We start from the raw sequence: 17,216 nt of genomic DNA, 5'->3' as shown, positions 1-17,216 counted from the left end.
GATGTTTCTCGGTAACGCGGGAGGTGCATATTACGCTTTCCCGCTGAAGAGTCAACCTTTTTCTCTTACGAGACGCGGTGTTTTCACCGGGTTGCTTCTTCCTGGCTGGGCGACTGCTTCGTCGTTGTTCCCGGTCAGTGGAGGCGCATTATAGGGAGTTCTCAGAACGCCGCAACCCCTAAATTCACTTTTTTTTCTGACCGTCGAATGTTTAAGCAAAACTCCATTAAAGCGGCAGTTTTTTCAACGATTTAAAGCCATAACCCTGCAAAACGGGCAATAAAGCATCGGTGTCTTCATTCAGTGCCATGCAATACGCCAGATTCTCTTCCTGAGTTGAGACCAGATTTTCCTGATTAGAGATAAGCCATGCGGCTCTGCGGGCAATTGCCGCACCGGAATCCACCAGCCGCGTTCCTTCAGGCAGGACTTGCATCAACTCTTCAGATAATAGAGGGAAGTGAGTACAGCCCAACACTACCGTGTCCGGAGGCTCGCGCATGTTCAGCCACGGCTGCAATATTTTCTTCAGCGTTGCCAGCGGTACAGGTTCACCATGCAGTTTGGCCTCTGCCAGTTCCACCAGCTCAGAAGAGCCTAACAGCTCGATTTTGCAATCTGTCGCGAAACGCTCGATGAGTTCATGAGTATAAGTACGCTGAACCGTACCACGCGTAGCCAGCAAACCGACGATACCGTTGGCGGTCAGTTTGGCAGCAGGCTTGATCGCAGGCACCACCCCCACTACCGGGAAAGCAAAACGTTCACGCAGTGCGGGTAAGGAAACGGTACTGGCGGTATTACAGGCAATGATGACGATTGCCAGAGGATGGCGCTGCTGAACCGCACTGACAATTTCCAGCACGCGCTCCACGATAAACTCTTCGGATTTCTCGCCGTAGGGGAATGCCACGTTATCGAAGGCGTAGATATAGTGGAGATCCGGCAGCAGTTGCCGAACCTCCTGAAACACTGACAACCCGCCGACGCCGGAATCAAAAACCAGCGCCGTCGGGCGAGGAGCCGCAGTGGCGTTAGAAGGTATAGCTGCCAGTGAGGTAGTACTCTCTTCCTGGGGTAGCGTAGCCATAAGCCGTCTCATAATCTTTATCAAACAGGTTGGCAATTCTACCACGAACTGTCAGTTGAGAGGTTATTGGATATGAGGCGCTCACGTCGACCGTGCTGTAACTCGGCAATACGCGCTGCTCAGGGTTATAAGTAGAAGAGATATTGTCGTAGCGCTTGCCGTAGTACTGATACGAGATATCCATGTCCAGGTTGAACATCGTCCAATCCAGCTGATATTTGGCCTGACGTTTCGAACGGCGCGCCAACACCTCATCGGTCTGGTCATTACGCGGATCGATATATTGCAGCGTCAACCTGTGGGTGAACATCCAGGTATCAAAGCTACCCGTCCATTCAACGCCTTTAATCGTTGCCCTATCCACATTGTAATACTGGCCCTGATAGGTCACCGGGTCAGAATCATAGTTGATCAGGTTCTGGATTTTGTAATGGTAAGCAGACAGACGCCAATCCAACGGCCCGGTCAAACCTTCCAGACCCATTTCCCACTGTTTGGACTCTTCCGGCTTGAGATTACTATTGGAATCAATGCCAAAGCGTTTTGAGCCATATTGCTGGCCCAGCGATGGCGTCAGGAAACCAGTACCGTAAGACAAGGTGGCTCGATAGCCATCAACAAACTCCCAACCCGCCGCGGTCTGCCAAGTGCCGTGCCAACCAAAGTCACCTGCCTTGTCTTCACGCCCAGAGGCTTCCAGCGTCACGCTGCCAAACTGCTGTTGACCGCTCAGGTACAGCCCCGTGTTGTCTCTTTTATAGGTATCGGCAAAGGAATTGTCGGAAGAGGTCAGGCGCTGTTGCTGGAAATCGGCACCGGCAGTGACGCTGCCGTGCTCGAAAGCATAGGTGTTGCCCCATTGCAGGTTACGCTGATCCATATCATCAAGTGTGGTACTGATGCCATAACGGCCGTTCTGGCTGCTGTAGTTGTAATCCTTCTGTTTCTGATAGCTGCCCGTCAGTTGAGAAGAGAAAGCCCCAGACAGGAAACGCAGCCCCATATCATAGGTGTGGCTATACAGGCGGTCTTCATCATTACTGTACTTCGGGCTGTAAGGTACACTGCCGACATCGTAGTCCGAGTTATTGGTATAACCATAACCCCGCACGAAGCCTGAGAAATTCTGATTGAACTGCTGCTCCAACCCACCCCAGAAGCTTTTATTACGGAAACCGTCACGATCGCTGTCGACCGAATAAGGCGAGCCTGGCTGCACATTGAAGCCATTGGTCATCTGGTAACTGCCCGCAACGGTAGCAACCGTATTATCAAAACGCTGGCGCAAGGCACCATCGTACTGCTGGTATCCTTTAGAACCGATACCCGCCTGGACTTTACCGCCCTCTTTATCCGTCTGGGTAATGATGTTGATGACCCCACCGATAGCACCAGAACCGTAAATGGCGGAACGCGGCCCACGGATAAACTCCACACGCTGAACCAGCGCCAACGGAACCTGGTTAAAATCGACGCCGTTGCTGATCCCCAAACGGGCCATTGGCACGCCGTCGATCAGTACCAATACATGACGAGCTTCAGTGCCGCGTACCGAGAGAGATGACCCCTGCCCCATACCGCCATACTGTGAAATATCGACACCGGGCAAACGACGCATCACATCATTGAGGCTTTTGGCCTGCCAACGGTCGATATCTTCGCGGGTCACCACATCGGCAGGCGCCAATACGGAAGAGACCGGTTGAGGGAAGCGATTGGCGGTAACCACCAGATCATCGCTACTTTTAGCCGTGGTGTTATCTTGCGCCCATCCAGAAAATGCCGTCACGGAGGAGACCACCGCCAGCAGTGTATTTTTTATCATTGTCATTATAAAAAGCATCCAAACTTCATTGGGGATGCCGCAGGGCCACGGCCGGTAGTTCGCGACGGCTATGGATATTGCGACGTACACCGGTAGGTTTTCGGGCTTGGGATTTGCCGGTTGCCTGTGGCAACCCGCACCGGGCGATGACTTCCCATCCTGCAGTGGACAGTGTCTGCGTTATTTAACGCTATCGCCGTGACTTCCCCATACCGCTGCGCGTCAGCTCCAGATTTGCACTGGATTCCCTTTTCACTCGCTGCTTGAGACCGGACGGCAATGCTACAATCAATGAAAATGGATGTCTAGATTGCCAACAGTGTTGCAAAATAGCACCACAACAAAACTGGACTTCACGGGCTGATTCCCTACAATCCCCCGCTGATCCAATTTGCCTGACGAGAGAAACCATGACGCCCGAGAATTTGCCCATTGAACGCTATGACGACCAACTGGCGGAGAAAACAGCCCGCCTGAAGACCATGATGTCACCGTTCACGGCGCCCGAGCCGGAAGTGTTTCGCTCGCCAGTCAGCCACTACCGGATGCGTGCGGAATTCCGCATCTGGCATGATGAGGACGATATGTACCACATCATGTTCGATCAGCAGACCAAGCAGCGTATCCGTGTCGATAGCTTCCCGGCGGCCAGTGAGCTGATTAACCGCCTGATGAGCGCCCTGATGGCGGCCCTCAAGCCCAATCCGGTGCTGCGCCACAAGCTGTTCCAGATCGATTATCTTTCTACGCAAAGCGGTAAAATCATTGCCTCACTGCTGTATCACCGCAAGCTGGACGAACAATGGCAGCAAGATGCCACTGCGCTGCGTGACGCGTTACGCGCAGACGGCTTCGATGTGCAGCTGATTGGCCGCGCCTCGAAGATGAAAATCATGCTGGATCAGGATTACGTCGACGAAGTGCTGCCGGTCGCTGGCCGCGAAATGATTTATCGCCAGGTTGAAAACAGCTTCACCCAGCCCAACGCAGCCATGAACGTGCAAATGCTGGAATGGGCGCTGGATGTGACCCAAGGTTCAAAAGGGGATCTGCTAGAACTGTATTGCGGTAACGGCAACTTCTCGCTGGCCTTGGCCCGCAACTTCGAGCGGGTGTTAGCCACTGAAATTGCCAAGCCTTCGGTGGCGGCGGCGCAGTACAACATCGCGGCCAATCATATCGACAACGTGCAGATTATCCGCATGGCGGCGGAGGATTTCACTCAGGCAATGAACGGCGCTCGCGAGTTCAACCGGTTAAAAGGGATCGATCTGAGCAGCTATAACTGTGAAACGATTTTCGTCGATCCGCCGCGCAGCGGGCTGGATGAGGAAACGGTGAAGATGGTGCAGACCTATCCACGCATCCTTTACATCTCCTGCAACCCGGAGACCCTGTGCGCCAATCTGGATACGCTACAGGCCACGCACAACATCACTCGCCTGGCTCTATTCGATCAGTTCCCATACACCCATCATATGGAATGTGGCGTATTACTCGAACGCCGTTGATCTAGACGGGCGCTGCGCCCTACATCGCGAGCTGGCTGCGGAGTATCCGCACCACTGTAAAAACAAAAAAGGCACTCCGCGGAGTGCCTTTTCTCGATGAAACCATTTTTAATGCTGAACAGTGACGGTATTGCGTTTCTTTAATTGGAAACCAATCCAGAGCACCAGCACCACGCAAACAATCGAGGGCAGGAAGTTCGAGCCGATCTGCGGATATTCCGCACGCACGATCGCGCTATATCCCAGGACGCCCAACAGGAAACAGCCGGCCGCCAGTTTTGGCATGCCATCCGGCATTGGCTGGTTCAGATAACGCTGATGCAGGCAATATACCGCCAACACCAAAGCAATCAACGGGAAGGCTGAAAACGACACCACCGAGCTGAACAGCGCGGCAAAGGAACCGTTTACGGACAGGCCGGCAATCAACGCCAGCAGTAAAGTACCATTCTCACGGCTTAGTTTTTCCATGACTTTCACCTTGTTATACGTGGGATACAGATGCTTTTTCTTGTTCGCGGCGATACCAGTAATAGGCTCCTTTGGAGATCATCCGCAGTTGCAACACTAACCTTTCTTCGAGCTGCCGCCGTTGTTCAATATCAATATCCAGCGCTTCCGCACCGGCACTGAAGACAATCGTCACCATAGCTTCCGCCTGCGCCTCGGTAAAGCTGCGAGGCATATGGTTTTCCAGCTCAAGGTAATCTGCCAGTTCGGCGATAAAATGTTGGATTTCCCGTGCTACCGCCGCACGAAATGCGGCCGAGGTGCCGGAACGTTCTCGCAGCAACAGCCGAAAGGCGTTGGGATTATTGCCGATAAACTCCATAAAGGTCGATACCGACGTGCGGATCACGCTGCCGCCTTTGGCAATACGCTGGCGTGCCTGGCGCATCAATTGGCGCAGCATCAGGCCACTTTCGTCAACCATGGTGAGTCCAAGCTCATCCACATCGCGAAAATGGCGATAGAAAGACGTGGGCGCGATGCCCGCCTCTCGTGAGACTTCACGCAGGCTCAGGCTGGCAAAACTGCGCTCGGCACTCAGTTGGCTGAAAGCCGCCTCAATGAGGGAACGACGAGTGCGTTCTTTTTGTTGTGCTCTGACGCCCATTTGCATATCCGGATGACTTCCCTTCTTCAGTCTAACGCCGCAGAACTGGCAATATAGCAAATTTATTGCAACAGCATTTATACAAACGCGCTTTGTCACAGTTCTAGGCCACACCGATTGTGCTTTGCCACAAAAAGGCTAATGGTAATTGGGCACGCAGCGCTATGATGTTAAGATACCGTTGTAAATTTGTATAAGAACAGGTCTCTCCTACATGCAACAACACTATCAATTTGATGCCATTATCATCGGCTCCGGCCCTGGTGGTGAAGGCGCAGCCATGGGTCTGGTGAAACAAGGTGCCCGCGTGGCCGTGATCGAACGGTACAATAACGTGGGCGGCGGCTGTACTCACTGGGGAACCATCCCCTCAAAAGCCCTCCGCCACGCTGTCAGCCGCATTATCGAATTCAACCAGAACCCGCTTTACAACAACTCCCGCACCCTTAGCGCCACCTTCCCTGACATTTTACGCCACGCCGACAGCGTGATTAACCAGCAAACGCGCATGCGCCAAGGGTTCTACGAGCGTAACCAGTGCAAGCTGTTCGCCGGTAACGCCAAGTTTATCGACGCCAACACCGTCAGCGTAAGCTATATGGATGGCACGCAGGATACCATCCGCGCCGACCATATCGTGATCGCCTGCGGTTCACGCCCTTATCATCCGAACGGCGTTGATTTTAACCACTCGCGCATTTATGACAGCGACTCCATCCTGGAGCTGAACCACGAGCCACGCCACGTGATTATCTACGGCGCCGGGGTGATTGGCTGCGAATATGCTTCTATCTTCCGTGGCTTGAACGTGAAGGTGGACTTGATCAACACCCGCGATCGGTTGCTGGCGTTCCTCGATCAGGAGATGTCAGATTCTCTGTCTTATCACTTCTGGAATAACGGCGTGGTGATCCGCCACAATGAAGAGTTCGAGAAGATCGAAGGCACCGACGATGGCGTGATTGTGCATCTGAAATCCGGCAAGAAAGTGAAGGCCGATTGCCTGCTGTACGCCAATGGCCGTACCGGTAACACCGATGCGCTTGGCCTGGAGAACGTGGGTCTGGAATCAGACAGCCGTGGCCTGCTGAAGGTCAACAGCATGTATCAGACCGCCGTATCCCACATTTATGCCGTAGGTGACGTGATCGGCTATCCGAGTCTGGCGTCTGCCGCTTATGACCAGGGACGCATCGCCGCTCAGGCCATCTCTTCTGGGGAAGCCAGCGGGCATCTGATCGAAGACATTCCAACGGGCATTTATACCATTCCAGAAATCAGCTCCGTCGGTAAAACCGAGCAGGAACTGACGGCAATGAAAGTGCCCTACGAAGTGGGCCGCGCCCAGTTCAAACACCTGGCCCGGGCGCAGATTGCCGGCATGAACGTGGGTAGCCTGAAGATCCTGTTCCACCGCGATACCTTGCAGATCCTGGGGATCCACTGCTTTGGTGAGCGTGCGGCAGAGATCATTCACATCGGTCAGGCGATCATGGAACAGAAAGGTGAAGGTAATACCATCGAGTATTTCGTCAATACCACCTTCAACTATCCGACCATGGCCGAAGCCTACCGCGTGGCAGCGCTAAACGGCTTAAACCGCCTGTTTTAAGTTCGCTTTCAGGTAGTTCTGCATGTGTTCGCGAATAGCCTCGGCCAACTGCTCATAGCGGCTACGCAGCGGGGAGCCGGGGCGATACACCAGAGCAATGGTGCGCTTCGGTTCCGGTTTGTAGCACTCCAGATAGCAGACGCCGTCACGCTCGCGTTCACGCGGTACTGCCAAGGCGGGCAACAGCGTTATCCCACTGCCTGCGGCAACCATATTACGCAGCGTTTCCAAACTGGTCGCGCGGAAGTGGGTATCCTCATCAGCACCGGCCTGGAAGCAAAAGCCCAGCGCCTGATCGCGTAAGCAGTGGCCATCTTCCAGCATCAGCAGTTTTTCACCCGCCAAATCGGCCATCGCCACGCGTTCGCGCTGCGCCCACGGATGGTCGGAATAGACAGCCAATTGCATCGGCTCATCGAACAAAGGCACTTCGATAAAGGCTTCGGTTTCTTTCACCAGGGCAAGAATAGCGCAGTCCAACTTGCCGCTGTCCAGCTGTGCCAACAGTTGATGGGTTTGTGCTTCGTGCAGGTACATTTCCAGCTTGGGAAAGGATTTATGCAGCGTCGGGATAATCTGCGGCAGCAGATAAGGCCCCACGGTAGGGATCAGGCCGATATGCAACGGCCCGGACATCGCCTCCCCCTGCTGGCTGGCCATTTCCTTCAAGACTTTGACTTCGCGTAGCACGGTGCGCGCCTGCTCCACCAGCAGTAAGCCTGCCTGCGTGAAAAGCACCTTACGGCTGGTCCGCTCGAGCAGCATCACGCCCAACTCGTCTTCCAGCTTGCGGATCTGTCCACTCAATGTTGGTTGACTGACATGGCATGAGTCGGCAGCACGCCGGAAGTGGCGGTGCTCGGCCAAGGCGACCAGATACTCTAAATCACGAATATTCATTGTTGTTTCCCTCCTGGCCATGATAGCTCATGGCGATAGATAAGATAGCAACGAGTGATTAGAACTATCAAGCCCCGCAGTGAATAATGTCCCCCAACGAAGCGCAACGGCGCCAACATAAAAAATTCATTTTTCTAATTAAGGGGTTAATTCATGTTTACCAGTCAAGAAGGCAAAAAAGTCCCTCAGGTTACCTTCCATACTCGCCAGGGCGACCAATGGATCGATGTCACCACGGATGACCTGTTTAAAGACAAAACCGTGATCCTGTTCTCCTTGCCGGGCGCGTTCACCCCAACCTGCTCATCAAGCCATTTGCCGCGCTATAACGAACTGTCTAGCGTGTTCAAGCAACACGGCGTTGACAGCATCCTGTGCGTCTCAGTGAACGACACCTTTGTGATGAACGCCTGGAAAGCCGATCAACACGCCGAAAATATTACCTTCGTGCCGGACGGCAACGGTGAATTCACCAAGGGCATGAACATGCTGGTTGAGAAAGCCGATCTGGGCTTTGGTCCACGTTCATGGCGCTACTCCATGCTGGTGCGTAACGGTGTGGTAGAAAAAATGTTCGTCGAACCAAACAAGCCGGGCGACCCGTTTGAAGTTTCTGACGCCGACACCATGCTGAAATACCTGGCACCGGAATTCCAAGTGCAGGAATCGGTTTCCCTGTTCACCAAACCGGGTTGCCCGTTCTGTGCCAAAGCCAAACAAATGCTGCAAGAGCGCGGGATCCAATATGAAGAAATCGTGTTGGGCCAAGACGCGACCACGGTCAGCCTGCGCGCTGTCAGCGGCCGCGCTACCGTGCCACAGGTGTTTATCGGTGGTCGCCACATCGGTGGTAGCGACGATCTGGAAAACTTCCTGTCAGCCTGAATGATAAAAATAAACCCGATGGGCCTCAGGCACGGTTCAACAATCTGTCGCCTGAAAAAACCAACGGCATAGCAGTAATGTGACTTTTGGCGGGTGCTAACCCGCCCTTTTTTTATTCCCTTCAGGAGCGGATATGAAACTGTTGAATGTCGACGTCGCCGTCATTGGCGGCGGCACAGCCGGACTAGGCGCTTACCGCGCAGCAAAACTTTCTACCCCGAGCGTGGTGATGATTGAGGGCGGACCTTTTGGCACGACCTGTGCCCGCGTTGGCTGTATGCCTTCCAAATTGCTGATTGCTGCGGCAGAAGCGGTGCATCAGATCGAACGGGCTCCAGGGTTTGGCATCCATCCTGCGGGAAAAACCACCATCAATGGCCGTGAAGTGATGGATCGCGTCAAACGCGAGCGCGATCGCTTCGTCGGTTTTGTACTGGAAGGGGTCGATAGCATCCCGGCCGCAGACAAAATTCAGGGCTATGCCCGCTTCATTGACGACAACACCTTGCAGGTTGACGAACATACGCGCATCGTCGCGCAGCGTATCGTAATTGCCACCGGCTCCCGCCCTAGCTGGCCTGCGCCGTGGAACGATCTGGGCGATCGCCTGATCGTCAATGACGATGTATTTAACTGGGATGATTTGCCGCAGTCCGTCGCGGTATTTGGCCCAGGAGTGATCGGTTTGGAACTGGGCCAGGCGCTGCATCGCCTTGGCGTTGCCACTAAAGTGTTCGGCGTTGGCGGCGCGGTTGGCCCGCTGACCGATAGCGTAGTGCGGGAATATGCTGCTAAAACGCTGGGTGAAGAGTTCTATCTCGACCCGGATGTCAAAGTAGACATCATGCAGCGCGAAGGCGACAAAGTGTTTATCCGCTACCAGGATCTGCACGGCCAAACGCAGGAAATGATGGTGGATTACGTGCTGGCCGCCACCGGCCGCCGCCCGAACGTCGACAAGCTGGGATTGGAAAATACCACCCTGGTGCTGGATGCCAAAGGCGTGCCACAGGCCGATCGCTTAACCATGCAAACCAGCGTGCCGCATATTTTCATCGCCGGGGATGCCAGTAACCAGTTGCCACTGCTGCACGAAGCCAGCGATCAGGCTCGTATTGCCGGGCACAATGCCGGCAGCTTCCCAGAAGTAACGCCAGGCCTGCGCCGTAGCGCGATTTCCGTGGTGTTCTCAGACCCGCAAATCGCCATGGTCGGCTCGACCTTCCGTGAACTGAACCAGAAATTCAGTGCCTGTGGCTGCTTTGAAGTGGGTGCCGTATCGTTCGAAAACCAGGGCCGTTCCCGGGTAATGCTACGCAATAAAGGCATCTTGCACGTCTATGGTGAGCAAGGGACTGGCCGCTTCCTGGGTGCTGAAATGATGGGGCCGGACGTGGAGCATATCGCCCATCTGCTGGCCTGGGCACATCAGCAGCAGATGACCATCGACCAAATGCTGGATATGCCGTTCTACCATCCGGTGATCGAAGAAGGGTTGCGTACCGCGCTACGCGATCTGCAAGCCAAGCTGAAGCTGGGTGAGTCTGAGGCAGAACGCTGCCAGCGTTGCCCTGGCGAATAAACCTTTCGCTATTGTGTCAGTCAGCACAACCGGGCCTCCGCGCCCGGTTTTTTGCGTATGGCATTCCAGCCTTGAATCCCCCTGCTTGCCGAGTTTTGGTTTTAGCGTCATTTTTATGCTCCTTTATCTTGAAATGATATCAATATTGATACTAATATGGGGCACTAAATGAAAGGACTCAGAGAAACCATTGACGATCTGCAACAGCGGCAAGCCAATATCAAATTCAACACATTGGTAAAGATCTGCACTTACTGTGTTTGGCCCACCTCGCTTGAACGGTGGTAGCCACAAGGTTTACAAGATGCCTTGGCCGGGGGATCCACGTGTGAACATTCAACGTGCAGATAGCGGGATGGCAAAGGGATATCAAGTCAAGCAGGTGATCAGCGCGCTGGCTAAACTGGAGGAAGAAAATGGAAAAACATGAGCATTACACTTACCGCATAACCTGGTCAGCGGAGGATAGCGAGTATGTCGGCCTCTGTACGGAGTTTCCCTCTCTGTCATGGCTGGCACCTACCCGTACCGCTGCGTTGGACGGTATTGAAAAGCTGGTGAGCGATGTGATTGCCGATATGCTCGCCCAGGGCGAAACGCCGCCAGAGGCAGTGGCAGAGAAAAACTTCAGTGGGAAACTGGTGCTGCGGATGACCCCGGAACAGCATCGCCGTCTGGCGATGAATGCTATGGATGAAGGCGTTAGCCTGAACCGTTATTTGTGCGCCCGATTGGCAGGATAAGGGCAGCATTGCGCTGCCCTCAAGCGTAGCTTAGAACAGGCGTTTTTTCGCCTCGGCGATCGCATAGGCAACCTGCTGTGGAGAAACGCCGCCCTTGGCCGCGCGCTTATCCAGGCAAGATTGCAGCGACAGGATCGGATAAACGTCGTCCCCAATCACGCTGTTGAACTTCTGCAAATCGCTCAGCGGCAGGTCTTCCAACGGCTTGCCCTGGCGGATCGCTTCCACTACTGCTTCACCCACAATGTGATGCGCTTCGCGGAACGGCACGCCTTTGGCAACCAGATAGTCGGCCAGTTCGGTGGCGTTGGCATAGCCTTGCTGTGCTGCTTCCTGGCAACGCGGGCGCTTCACCTGAATGCCGTCCAGCACCAATGCCGCCATCTGCAGGCAATCCATCCAGGTGTCGAGCGCGTCGAACAGCCCTTCTTTGTCTTCCTGCATGTCTTTGTTGTAAGCCAACGGCAGGCCTTTCAACGTCATCATCATGCCGGTCAAGGCCCCTTGCACACGGCCAGACTTGCCACGGATCAGCTCTAACGCGTCCGGGTTTTTCTTCTGTGGCATCAGGGATGAGCCTGAGGTCACGCGATCCGAAAGCTCGACAAACGCCGCTTCGCCGCTGTTGAAGAAGATCAGATCTTCGGCAAAGCGCGACAGGTGCACCATGCTGATGGCAGCATTGGACAGCAGCTCCAGCACGTGATCACGATCGGAGACGCTGTCCAGGCTGTTGCGCGTGGCAGAGGCAAAACCCAACCAGCCAGCCAGTTGTTCACGGTCGATCGGATAAGCAGTTCCGGCCAAGGCACCGCTACCCAGCGGGCTGACGTCCAGACGTTTCAACGTATCCTGCAGGCGGCTTTCATCACGCGCCAGCATCTCAACGTAAGCGAGGCACCAGTGGGCAAAAGTTACCGGCTGGGCACGCTGGAGGTGGGTGTAACCCGGCATCACCGCATCCTGATTGGCTTCGGCGGTTTCTACCAGCGCCTGTTGCAGCTGTACCAATGCCTGATGCAGTTCACTAACCTGATGTTTGCACCACAGTTTCAGATCGGTGGCTACCTGATCGTTACGGCTACGGCCGGTATGCAGCTTTTTACCCAGATCGCCGACTTTATCGATCAGCTTCTGCTCGACCCAGCTGTGAATATCTTCTGCGTCGCTGTTAACGATTGCCAGAGGATCGGCCTGCACTTCTTCCAGCAGCACGTTCAGTGCCTGCTCAAGCTGCTGTTGCTCTGCTGACGTCAGTACGTTGACGGTCACCAGCGCTTTTGACCAGGCGACGGAGCCCACAATATCCTGTTCCGCCAGGCGATAGTCGAAGCGCAGGGAATCATTTAACTGTTTGAACCGCTGATCCGCTGCCTGACTAAACCGTCCGCCCCAAAGTGCCATAATCTTGCTCCTGAATAAGTATGCGAAAGGGCGCAGCATGCTGCGCCCCTCAAATTGACGCTAAACCAACGACGTTACTTTTTCTTCTCGTTCAACGCGCGGATACGGGAAGAGAGCGAGAACAGACGGATAAAGCCACCCGCATGGCTGTGATCGTAAACTTCGTCTTCGCCAAAGGTCGCAAATTCTTCTGAGTACAGGCTGTTGGCCGATTTCTTCTGGATCGCCGTCACCTGGCCTTTATACAGTTGCAATACCACTTCGCCGTTAACTTCTTCCGCCAGCGCTTGTGCGGAAGCCTGAATGGAACGACGCAGCGGAGCAAACCAGCGGCCATCGTAGACCACGTAGGACATTTCCAGGCCCAACTGCTCACGCCATTTAAAGCTATCACGATCCAGTACCAACTGCTCGACCCCACGCAGCGCAGCGACCATAATGGTGCCTCCTGGGGTTTCATAGCAACCACGGGATTTGATGCCTACCAAGCGGTTTTCCACGATATCGATACGGCCCACGCCATGTTTGGCACCCAGCACGTTCAGGGTTTCCAGACATTTGTACGGGCTCATGGCTTCACCGTTAACGGCAACCACGCAGCCTTTCTCTACGGTGACGGTCACTTTTTCTGGCTTGTCCGGTGCTTCCAACGGATCGACAGTCCAGACCCAGCAATCTTTGTTTGGCGCATTCCACGGGCTTTCCAGCACGCCGCCTTCGGTAGAGATGTGCCAGGCGTTTTCGTCACGGCTGTAGATCTTCTCCAGCGAAGCGGTGGTTGGGATATTACGCACTTTCAGGTAATCCAGCAGGGCCTCACGGGAACGCAGGTTCCACTCACGCCAAGGCGCGACCACCTTCAGGTGCGGAGCCAATGCGGTATAGGTGGTTTCGAAACGCACCTGATCGTTGCCTTTACCGGTGGCCCCGTGGCACAGCGCATCGGCACCCACTTTCAGCGCCAGCTCAACCTGAGCCTTGGCAATGATCGGACGTGCCATTGAGGTACCCAGCAGGTAGCTGCCTTCGTACAGTGCGCCGGTCTGCAGCACCGGATAAACATAGTCACGGATAAACTCTTCACGCAGATCGACAACATGACACTCAGAGGCACCGGATTGCAGAGCTTTCTGCTCAACGCCTTCCAGATCGCCGCGCTCCTGGCCGATGTCTGCCACGAAGGCTACCACTTCACAGCCACCGTAGTTCTCTTTCAGCCACGGAATGATGGCCGAAGTATCCAGACCGCCGGAGTACGCCAGAACGATTTTCTTGATGCCTTTGTTTTGCATTGTGTTATTCCTTTTTAATTCTAAATTTAAGCGAGGATCCGGGTGCCAATCGACACACCATTAAACAGAGCAGGGAGCTTTTCGGCATTACGCCAGCTGGCGATATCTACCGGGCGGCCAAGGGTACGTGCAGCATCCAGCGCCGCATTGACCTTCACCACCATACCATCGGTAATGATGCCTTGAGCAATCAGTTGCTCGGCTTTTTGTGCGGTCATTTCCGCGATGCGCTGCCCTTTGCCGTCGAGAATACCGCTGACATCCGACAGCAAGATTAAATCCGCCCCCAGCGTGGCGGCCAGGGCCGTCGCAGCCTGATCGGCGTTCACGTTCATCAGTTGGCCTTCGGCAGTGATGCCGATGGAGCTGACCACCGGCAGGTAGCCAGCGCCCAACAAGGTATTGAGCAGCGCAGGCGTTCCTGGTACTGCGTGGCCCACGTGGCCCAACGCTGGGTCCAACTGAGTTACCGCAACACTGCCACCGTCCGCCAGGCTCAGGCCAACCGCATTAATTTTGTGCTTCACCGCCCAGGCCAGCAGGGTTTTATTGGCCGTTCCTGCCAGTGCGCCGGTGATGATGTCGATTTGATCGGCTGGAGTAACGCGCAGGCCGTTCTTCTTCACTACCGGCAGGGAGAGCTGTTTCATCAATTCATCCACCACGCAGCCGCCGCCGTGAACGATCACCAGCGGGCGCTGATGTTCCTGGCGATAGACATCCAGCGCGGTAAACAAACGCTCCAGCGCTTCTTCACTGTCCAGTAGCACGCCACCTAGTTTGATAATCAATGGATTCATTGCTGTTTACTCACGCTGATTTAAAGTAAGGATTGGGTTTCAGGGAAGCCGAAACGGATATTCAGACACTGCACCGCCTGAGCGGCTGCACCTTTCAACAGGTTGTCTTCTGCGGCTACGGCGATCAGATGCTCGCCCTGCACGGCAAAGCCGATATCGCAGAACGGCAGGCCCACCACGGATTTCAGTGCTGGCACCCCTTGGTCATACAACCGCACCAACGGTTTGTCGTCATACGCCGCATGGTAAGCCGCTGCCACGTCCTGCGCGGTGACGCCCTTGTTCAGGCGGCAGGTGATGGTTTCCAGAATACCCCGAGGGAAGTTACCCAAATGTGGCGTAAAGATAACTGGCACCCCAAGATGGGCAGAAATTTCTGGCTGATGACGATGATTGAACAGGCCATAAGGTTGCAGGCTGACTTCACAGAAACTGGTCGTGACGCTGGCTTTACGCCCTGCACCACTCACGCCGCTAACGGCGTTGATGACCGGCCATTGATCCAGGTTCAGTAATTGCTTGTCGAGCAGCGGTTTGAGCGCCAGCTGCGCAGCCGTTGGGTAGCAGCCCGGCACGGCAATCAACTGCGCCTGCTTGAGTTTTTCACTCTGCCACTCCGCCAGGCCGTAAACTGCCTGCGCCAGCCAGTCGGCATGCTGGTGTGTAAAACCATAATACTGTTGATAAAAATCAGCATCCTGCACGCGGAATGCGCCGGAGAGATCGAACACCACGCAACCCGCGGCCAGGAATGCTGGCGCGATGTCGTGGCTCACCTCATGGGCGGTCGCGAGGAAAACAACGTCGATGCCTTTGGCCGCTGCGGCAACGTCAACCAGCGGCTGTAATGGCAGATCGACGATGCCTTTTAATTGAGGGTGCAGCTCGGAAAGCAATTTTCCTGCATCTGCACTTTGCGCTGAAACCGCTAAAGCGGTTATGTTCATGTGTGGGTGGCGATTCAGGTAAGCCGTGAGCTCTGCTCCGGCATAACCGCTGGCACCAACAATCAGCGTATTCAACATGTGGCCTTTCACCTTCTTGGCTAGCAATCTAAGAGTCACGGCGACCCCGGTAGCAGGGCTTGGTCGCGTTGTTGCGCGGTTCACCCACGTGGTTGAGCGTGATGTTTTTATCAACATCCGGGTTACAGGTTCCCTTACGCTCTAGCTTACTGTATTTTTATTCAAAATAAATGCATGAATATTGATACTATCCTAACCAAAGGCTGTCAACAGTGAAGATGAAATTACCTCCATTTATTGAGCTGTACCGGGCGTTGATCGCCACTCCGTCGATCAGCGCCACCGATGGCGCCCTCGATCAGAGTAATGAAGCATTAATCAACTTGCTGGCTAGCTGGTTCAACGATTTGGGCTTTCGCGTCGACGTGCAGCCCGTGCCGGACACCCGCAACAAATTCAACCTGCTGGCCAGCCTCGGTGAAGGCAGCGGCGGCCTGCTGCTGGCGGGCCATACCGACACGGTGCCTTACGATCAGGGGCGCTGGACACGAGATCCCTTTACCCTGACCGAGCACGACAACAAGCTGTACGGGCTGGGGACCGCCGACATGAAGGGCTTCTTCGCCTTTATTCTGGATGCGGTACGCGATATCGATGCCAGTAAGCTGACCAAGCCGTTGTACATTCTGGCTACCGCCGATGAAGAAACGACGATGGCTGGCGCACGTTACTTTGCTGCCTCCAGCAAAATCCGCCCGGACTTTGCCATCATCGGCGAGCCAACCTCGCTGCAACCGGTGCGCGCGCATAAAGGCCATATCTCCAGTGCGATCCGCATCGTTGGTCAGTCGGGCCATTCGAGCGATCCGGCGCGCGGTGTCAATGCTATCGATCTGATGCATGAGTCGATTGGGCATCTGATGGAATTGCGCAAAACCCTACAGGAGCGCTACAACAACCCGGCGTTTGCGGTGCCTTACCCAACCATGAACTTTGGCCATATCAGCGGTGGCGATGCGGCCAACCGTATCTGTGCCTGCTGTGAACTGCATATGGATATCCGCCCGCTGCCGGGGATGACGCTGGATAACATCAACGAACTCCTGCACGAAGCGTTGGCACCGGTAAGCCAACGTTGGCCGGGCCGCTTGACGATCGATGAGCTACATCCGCCGATCCCTGGTTACGAATGCCCAACCGACCATCACATGGTGGCAGTGATTGAAAAACTGCTGGGTTCACGCACCGAAGTGGTCAACTACTGCACCGAAGCGCCGTTCGTCCAGGAAGTGTGCCCAACGCTGGTGCTCGGCCCAGGTTCGATCAACCAGGCGCATCAGCCGGATGAGTATCTGGATACCGCATTTATTGAGCCAACGCGTAAGCTGCTGGGTCAGTTGGTCGACCATTTCTGCCGGCAATAAACCTTAATAACAACAGGGGAATGGGTTACCATCCCCTACCTCTTAAGACGTAGTAATTTAAGCCGA

15 protein-coding genes and 1 riboswitch are annotated in these 17,216 nt (G+C 54.8%); of the genes, 6 read left to right on the top strand and 9 right to left on the bottom strand.

Going from position 1 to position 17,216, the window contains the following annotated elements; translation table 11 throughout:
* Positions 1-226 precede the first annotated feature (226 nt).
* On the bottom strand, positions 227-1,090 hold the full coding sequence (gene murI / locus IMQ33_RS08770; RefSeq protein ID WP_065683811.1) for a glutamate racemase: 864 nt from the start codon (positions 1,088-1,090) through the stop codon (positions 227-229).
* The gene (gene btuB / locus IMQ33_RS08765; protein WP_065683810.1) at positions 1,035-2,915 is read right to left on the bottom strand and encodes a TonB-dependent vitamin B12 receptor BtuB; all 1,881 of its coding nucleotides are present in this window, start codon (positions 2,913-2,915) and stop codon (positions 1,035-1,037) included. The genes murI and btuB overlap by 56 nt, the downstream gene beginning before the upstream one ends.
* Positions 2,916-2,988: 73 nt before the next feature.
* Positions 2,989-3,204: riboswitch (cobalamin riboswitch) on the bottom strand.
* 121 nt (positions 3,205-3,325) lie between these two features.
* Between btuB and trmA the strand changes: the two genes are divergently transcribed.
* Complete coding sequence (gene trmA / locus IMQ33_RS08760) at positions 3,326-4,426, top strand: tRNA (uridine(54)-C5)-methyltransferase TrmA (protein ID WP_098929459.1); 1,101 nt, start codon at positions 3,326-3,328, stop codon at positions 4,424-4,426.
* Between the two features lie 108 nt (positions 4,427-4,534).
* On the opposite strand, the gene IMQ33_RS08755 is transcribed toward trmA, so the two are convergent.
* Together IMQ33_RS08755 and fabR are read right to left on the bottom strand one after the other, a co-directional pair.
* A complete protein-coding gene (locus IMQ33_RS08755; RefSeq protein ID WP_021807207.1) occupies positions 4,535-4,897 on the bottom strand; it encodes a YijD family membrane protein in 363 nt (120 codons plus the stop codon).
* Positions 4,898-4,910: 13 nt separating this feature from the next.
* Positions 4,911-5,543: an HTH-type transcriptional repressor FabR gene (fabR, locus tag IMQ33_RS08750; protein WP_024482854.1), complete on the bottom strand. Its 633-nt coding sequence runs from the start codon at positions 5,541-5,543 to the stop codon at positions 4,911-4,913.
* Between the two features lie 214 nt (positions 5,544-5,757).
* On the opposite strand from fabR, the gene sthA reads away from it, so the two are divergent.
* Complete coding sequence (gene sthA, locus IMQ33_RS08745; RefSeq protein WP_021807209.1) at positions 5,758-7,155, top strand: Si-specific NAD(P)(+) transhydrogenase; 1,398 nt, start codon at positions 5,758-5,760, stop codon at positions 7,153-7,155.
* Here sthA and oxyR read toward each other — a convergent pair.
* Positions 7,138-8,055: a DNA-binding transcriptional regulator OxyR gene (oxyR, locus tag IMQ33_RS08740; RefSeq protein ID WP_024527923.1), complete on the bottom strand. Its 918-nt coding sequence runs from the start codon at positions 8,053-8,055 to the stop codon at positions 7,138-7,140. The two genes, sthA and oxyR, sit on opposite strands and share 18 nt — an antisense overlap.
* Before the next feature lie 153 nt (positions 8,056-8,208).
* Here oxyR and IMQ33_RS08735 point away from each other — a divergent pair, with 153 nt between their 5' ends.
* The 3 genes from IMQ33_RS08735 to IMQ33_RS08720 all read left to right on the top strand — a co-directional run bounded on the left by IMQ33_RS08735 (position 8,209) and on the right by IMQ33_RS08720 (position 11,265).
* Positions 8,209-8,940: a glutathione peroxidase gene (locus IMQ33_RS08735; RefSeq protein ID WP_024482856.1), complete on the top strand. Its 732-nt coding sequence runs from the start codon at positions 8,209-8,211 to the stop codon at positions 8,938-8,940.
* Between the two features lie 133 nt (positions 8,941-9,073).
* Positions 9,074-10,522 carry a dihydrolipoyl dehydrogenase gene (locus tag IMQ33_RS08730; protein WP_024527922.1) on the top strand — a complete coding sequence of 483 codons (1,449 nt, stop codon included), beginning with the start codon at positions 9,074-9,076 and terminating at the stop codon, positions 10,520-10,522.
* Positions 10,523-10,938: 416 nt separating this feature from the next.
* Positions 10,939-11,265, top strand: coding sequence for a type II toxin-antitoxin system HicB family antitoxin (locus IMQ33_RS08720; protein WP_065683806.1), 327 nt, complete (start codon positions 10,939-10,941; stop codon positions 11,263-11,265).
* A 30-nt stretch (positions 11,266-11,295) separates the two neighbouring features.
* Here the strand turns inward: IMQ33_RS08720 and argH are convergent, their stop codons facing one another.
* The 4 genes from argH to argC form a co-directional block, all read right to left on the bottom strand.
* Positions 11,296-12,669: an argininosuccinate lyase gene (gene argH, locus IMQ33_RS08715; protein WP_024527920.1), complete on the bottom strand. Its 1,374-nt coding sequence runs from the start codon at positions 12,667-12,669 to the stop codon at positions 11,296-11,298.
* A 74-nt stretch (positions 12,670-12,743) separates the two neighbouring features.
* A complete protein-coding gene (locus tag IMQ33_RS08710; protein WP_196061747.1) occupies positions 12,744-13,961 on the bottom strand; it encodes an argininosuccinate synthase in 1,218 nt (405 codons plus the stop codon).
* A gap of 26 nt (positions 13,962-13,987) precedes the next feature.
* Positions 13,988-14,761 (bottom strand): acetylglutamate kinase, encoded by a 774-nt coding sequence (argB, locus tag IMQ33_RS08705; RefSeq protein WP_021181908.1) that lies wholly within the window; start codon positions 14,759-14,761, stop codon positions 13,988-13,990.
* Positions 14,762-14,781: 20 nt separating this feature from the next.
* Complete coding sequence (gene argC, locus IMQ33_RS08700) at positions 14,782-15,786, bottom strand: N-acetyl-gamma-glutamyl-phosphate reductase (protein WP_024482861.1); 1,005 nt, start codon at positions 15,784-15,786, stop codon at positions 14,782-14,784.
* A gap of 218 nt (positions 15,787-16,004) precedes the next feature.
* Between argC and argE the strand changes: the two genes are divergently transcribed.
* A complete protein-coding gene (argE, locus tag IMQ33_RS08695) occupies positions 16,005-17,150 on the top strand; it encodes an acetylornithine deacetylase (protein ID WP_196061746.1) in 1,146 nt (381 codons plus the stop codon).
* Positions 17,151-17,216: the final 66 nt, after the last annotated feature.

It is taken from the genome of Serratia sp. Res13-Sevr-LER1-36-b (assembly GCF_015673035.1).
Lineage (GTDB): Bacteria > Pseudomonadota > Gammaproteobacteria > Enterobacterales > Enterobacteriaceae > Chania > Chania fonticola_C.
The sequence above is the reverse complement of the archived record's forward strand: the minus strand, read 5'-3'. Positions and strand labels throughout refer to the sequence as shown.

Bases quoted from the DNA above. Each gene is read 5' to 3' on its own strand.
- murI (WP_065683811.1), bottom strand. From the start codon at position 1,090: ATGGCTACGCTACCCCAGGAAGAGAGTACTACCTCACTGGCAGCTATA.
- btuB (WP_065683810.1), bottom strand. From the start codon at position 2,915: ATGATAAAAAATACACTGCTGGCGGTGGTCTCCTCCGTGACGGCATTT.
- trmA (WP_098929459.1), top strand. From the start codon at position 3,326: ATGACGCCCGAGAATTTGCCCATTGAACGCTATGACGACCAACTGGCG.
- IMQ33_RS08755 (WP_021807207.1), bottom strand. From the start codon at position 4,897: ATGGAAAAACTAAGCCGTGAGAATGGTACTTTACTGCTGGCGTTGATT.
- fabR (WP_024482854.1), bottom strand. From the start codon at position 5,543: ATGGGCGTCAGAGCACAACAAAAAGAACGCACTCGTCGTTCCCTCATT.
- sthA (WP_021807209.1), top strand. From the start codon at position 5,758: ATGCAACAACACTATCAATTTGATGCCATTATCATCGGCTCCGGCCCT.
- oxyR (WP_024527923.1), bottom strand. From the start codon at position 8,055: ATGAATATTCGTGATTTAGAGTATCTGGTCGCCTTGGCCGAGCACCGC.
- IMQ33_RS08735 (WP_024482856.1), top strand. From the start codon at position 8,209: ATGTTTACCAGTCAAGAAGGCAAAAAAGTCCCTCAGGTTACCTTCCAT.
- IMQ33_RS08730 (WP_024527922.1), top strand. From the start codon at position 9,074: ATGAAACTGTTGAATGTCGACGTCGCCGTCATTGGCGGCGGCACAGCC.
- IMQ33_RS08720 (WP_065683806.1), top strand. From the start codon at position 10,939: ATGGAAAAACATGAGCATTACACTTACCGCATAACCTGGTCAGCGGAG.
- argH (WP_024527920.1), bottom strand. From the start codon at position 12,669: ATGGCACTTTGGGGCGGACGGTTTAGTCAGGCAGCGGATCAGCGGTTC.
- IMQ33_RS08710 (WP_196061747.1), bottom strand. From the start codon at position 13,961: ATGCAAAACAAAGGCATCAAGAAAATCGTTCTGGCGTACTCCGGCGGT.
- argB (WP_021181908.1), bottom strand. From the start codon at position 14,761: ATGAATCCATTGATTATCAAACTAGGTGGCGTGCTACTGGACAGTGAA.
- argC (WP_024482861.1), bottom strand. From the start codon at position 15,786: ATGTTGAATACGCTGATTGTTGGTGCCAGCGGTTATGCCGGAGCAGAG.
- argE (WP_196061746.1), top strand. From the start codon at position 16,005: ATGAAATTACCTCCATTTATTGAGCTGTACCGGGCGTTGATCGCCACT.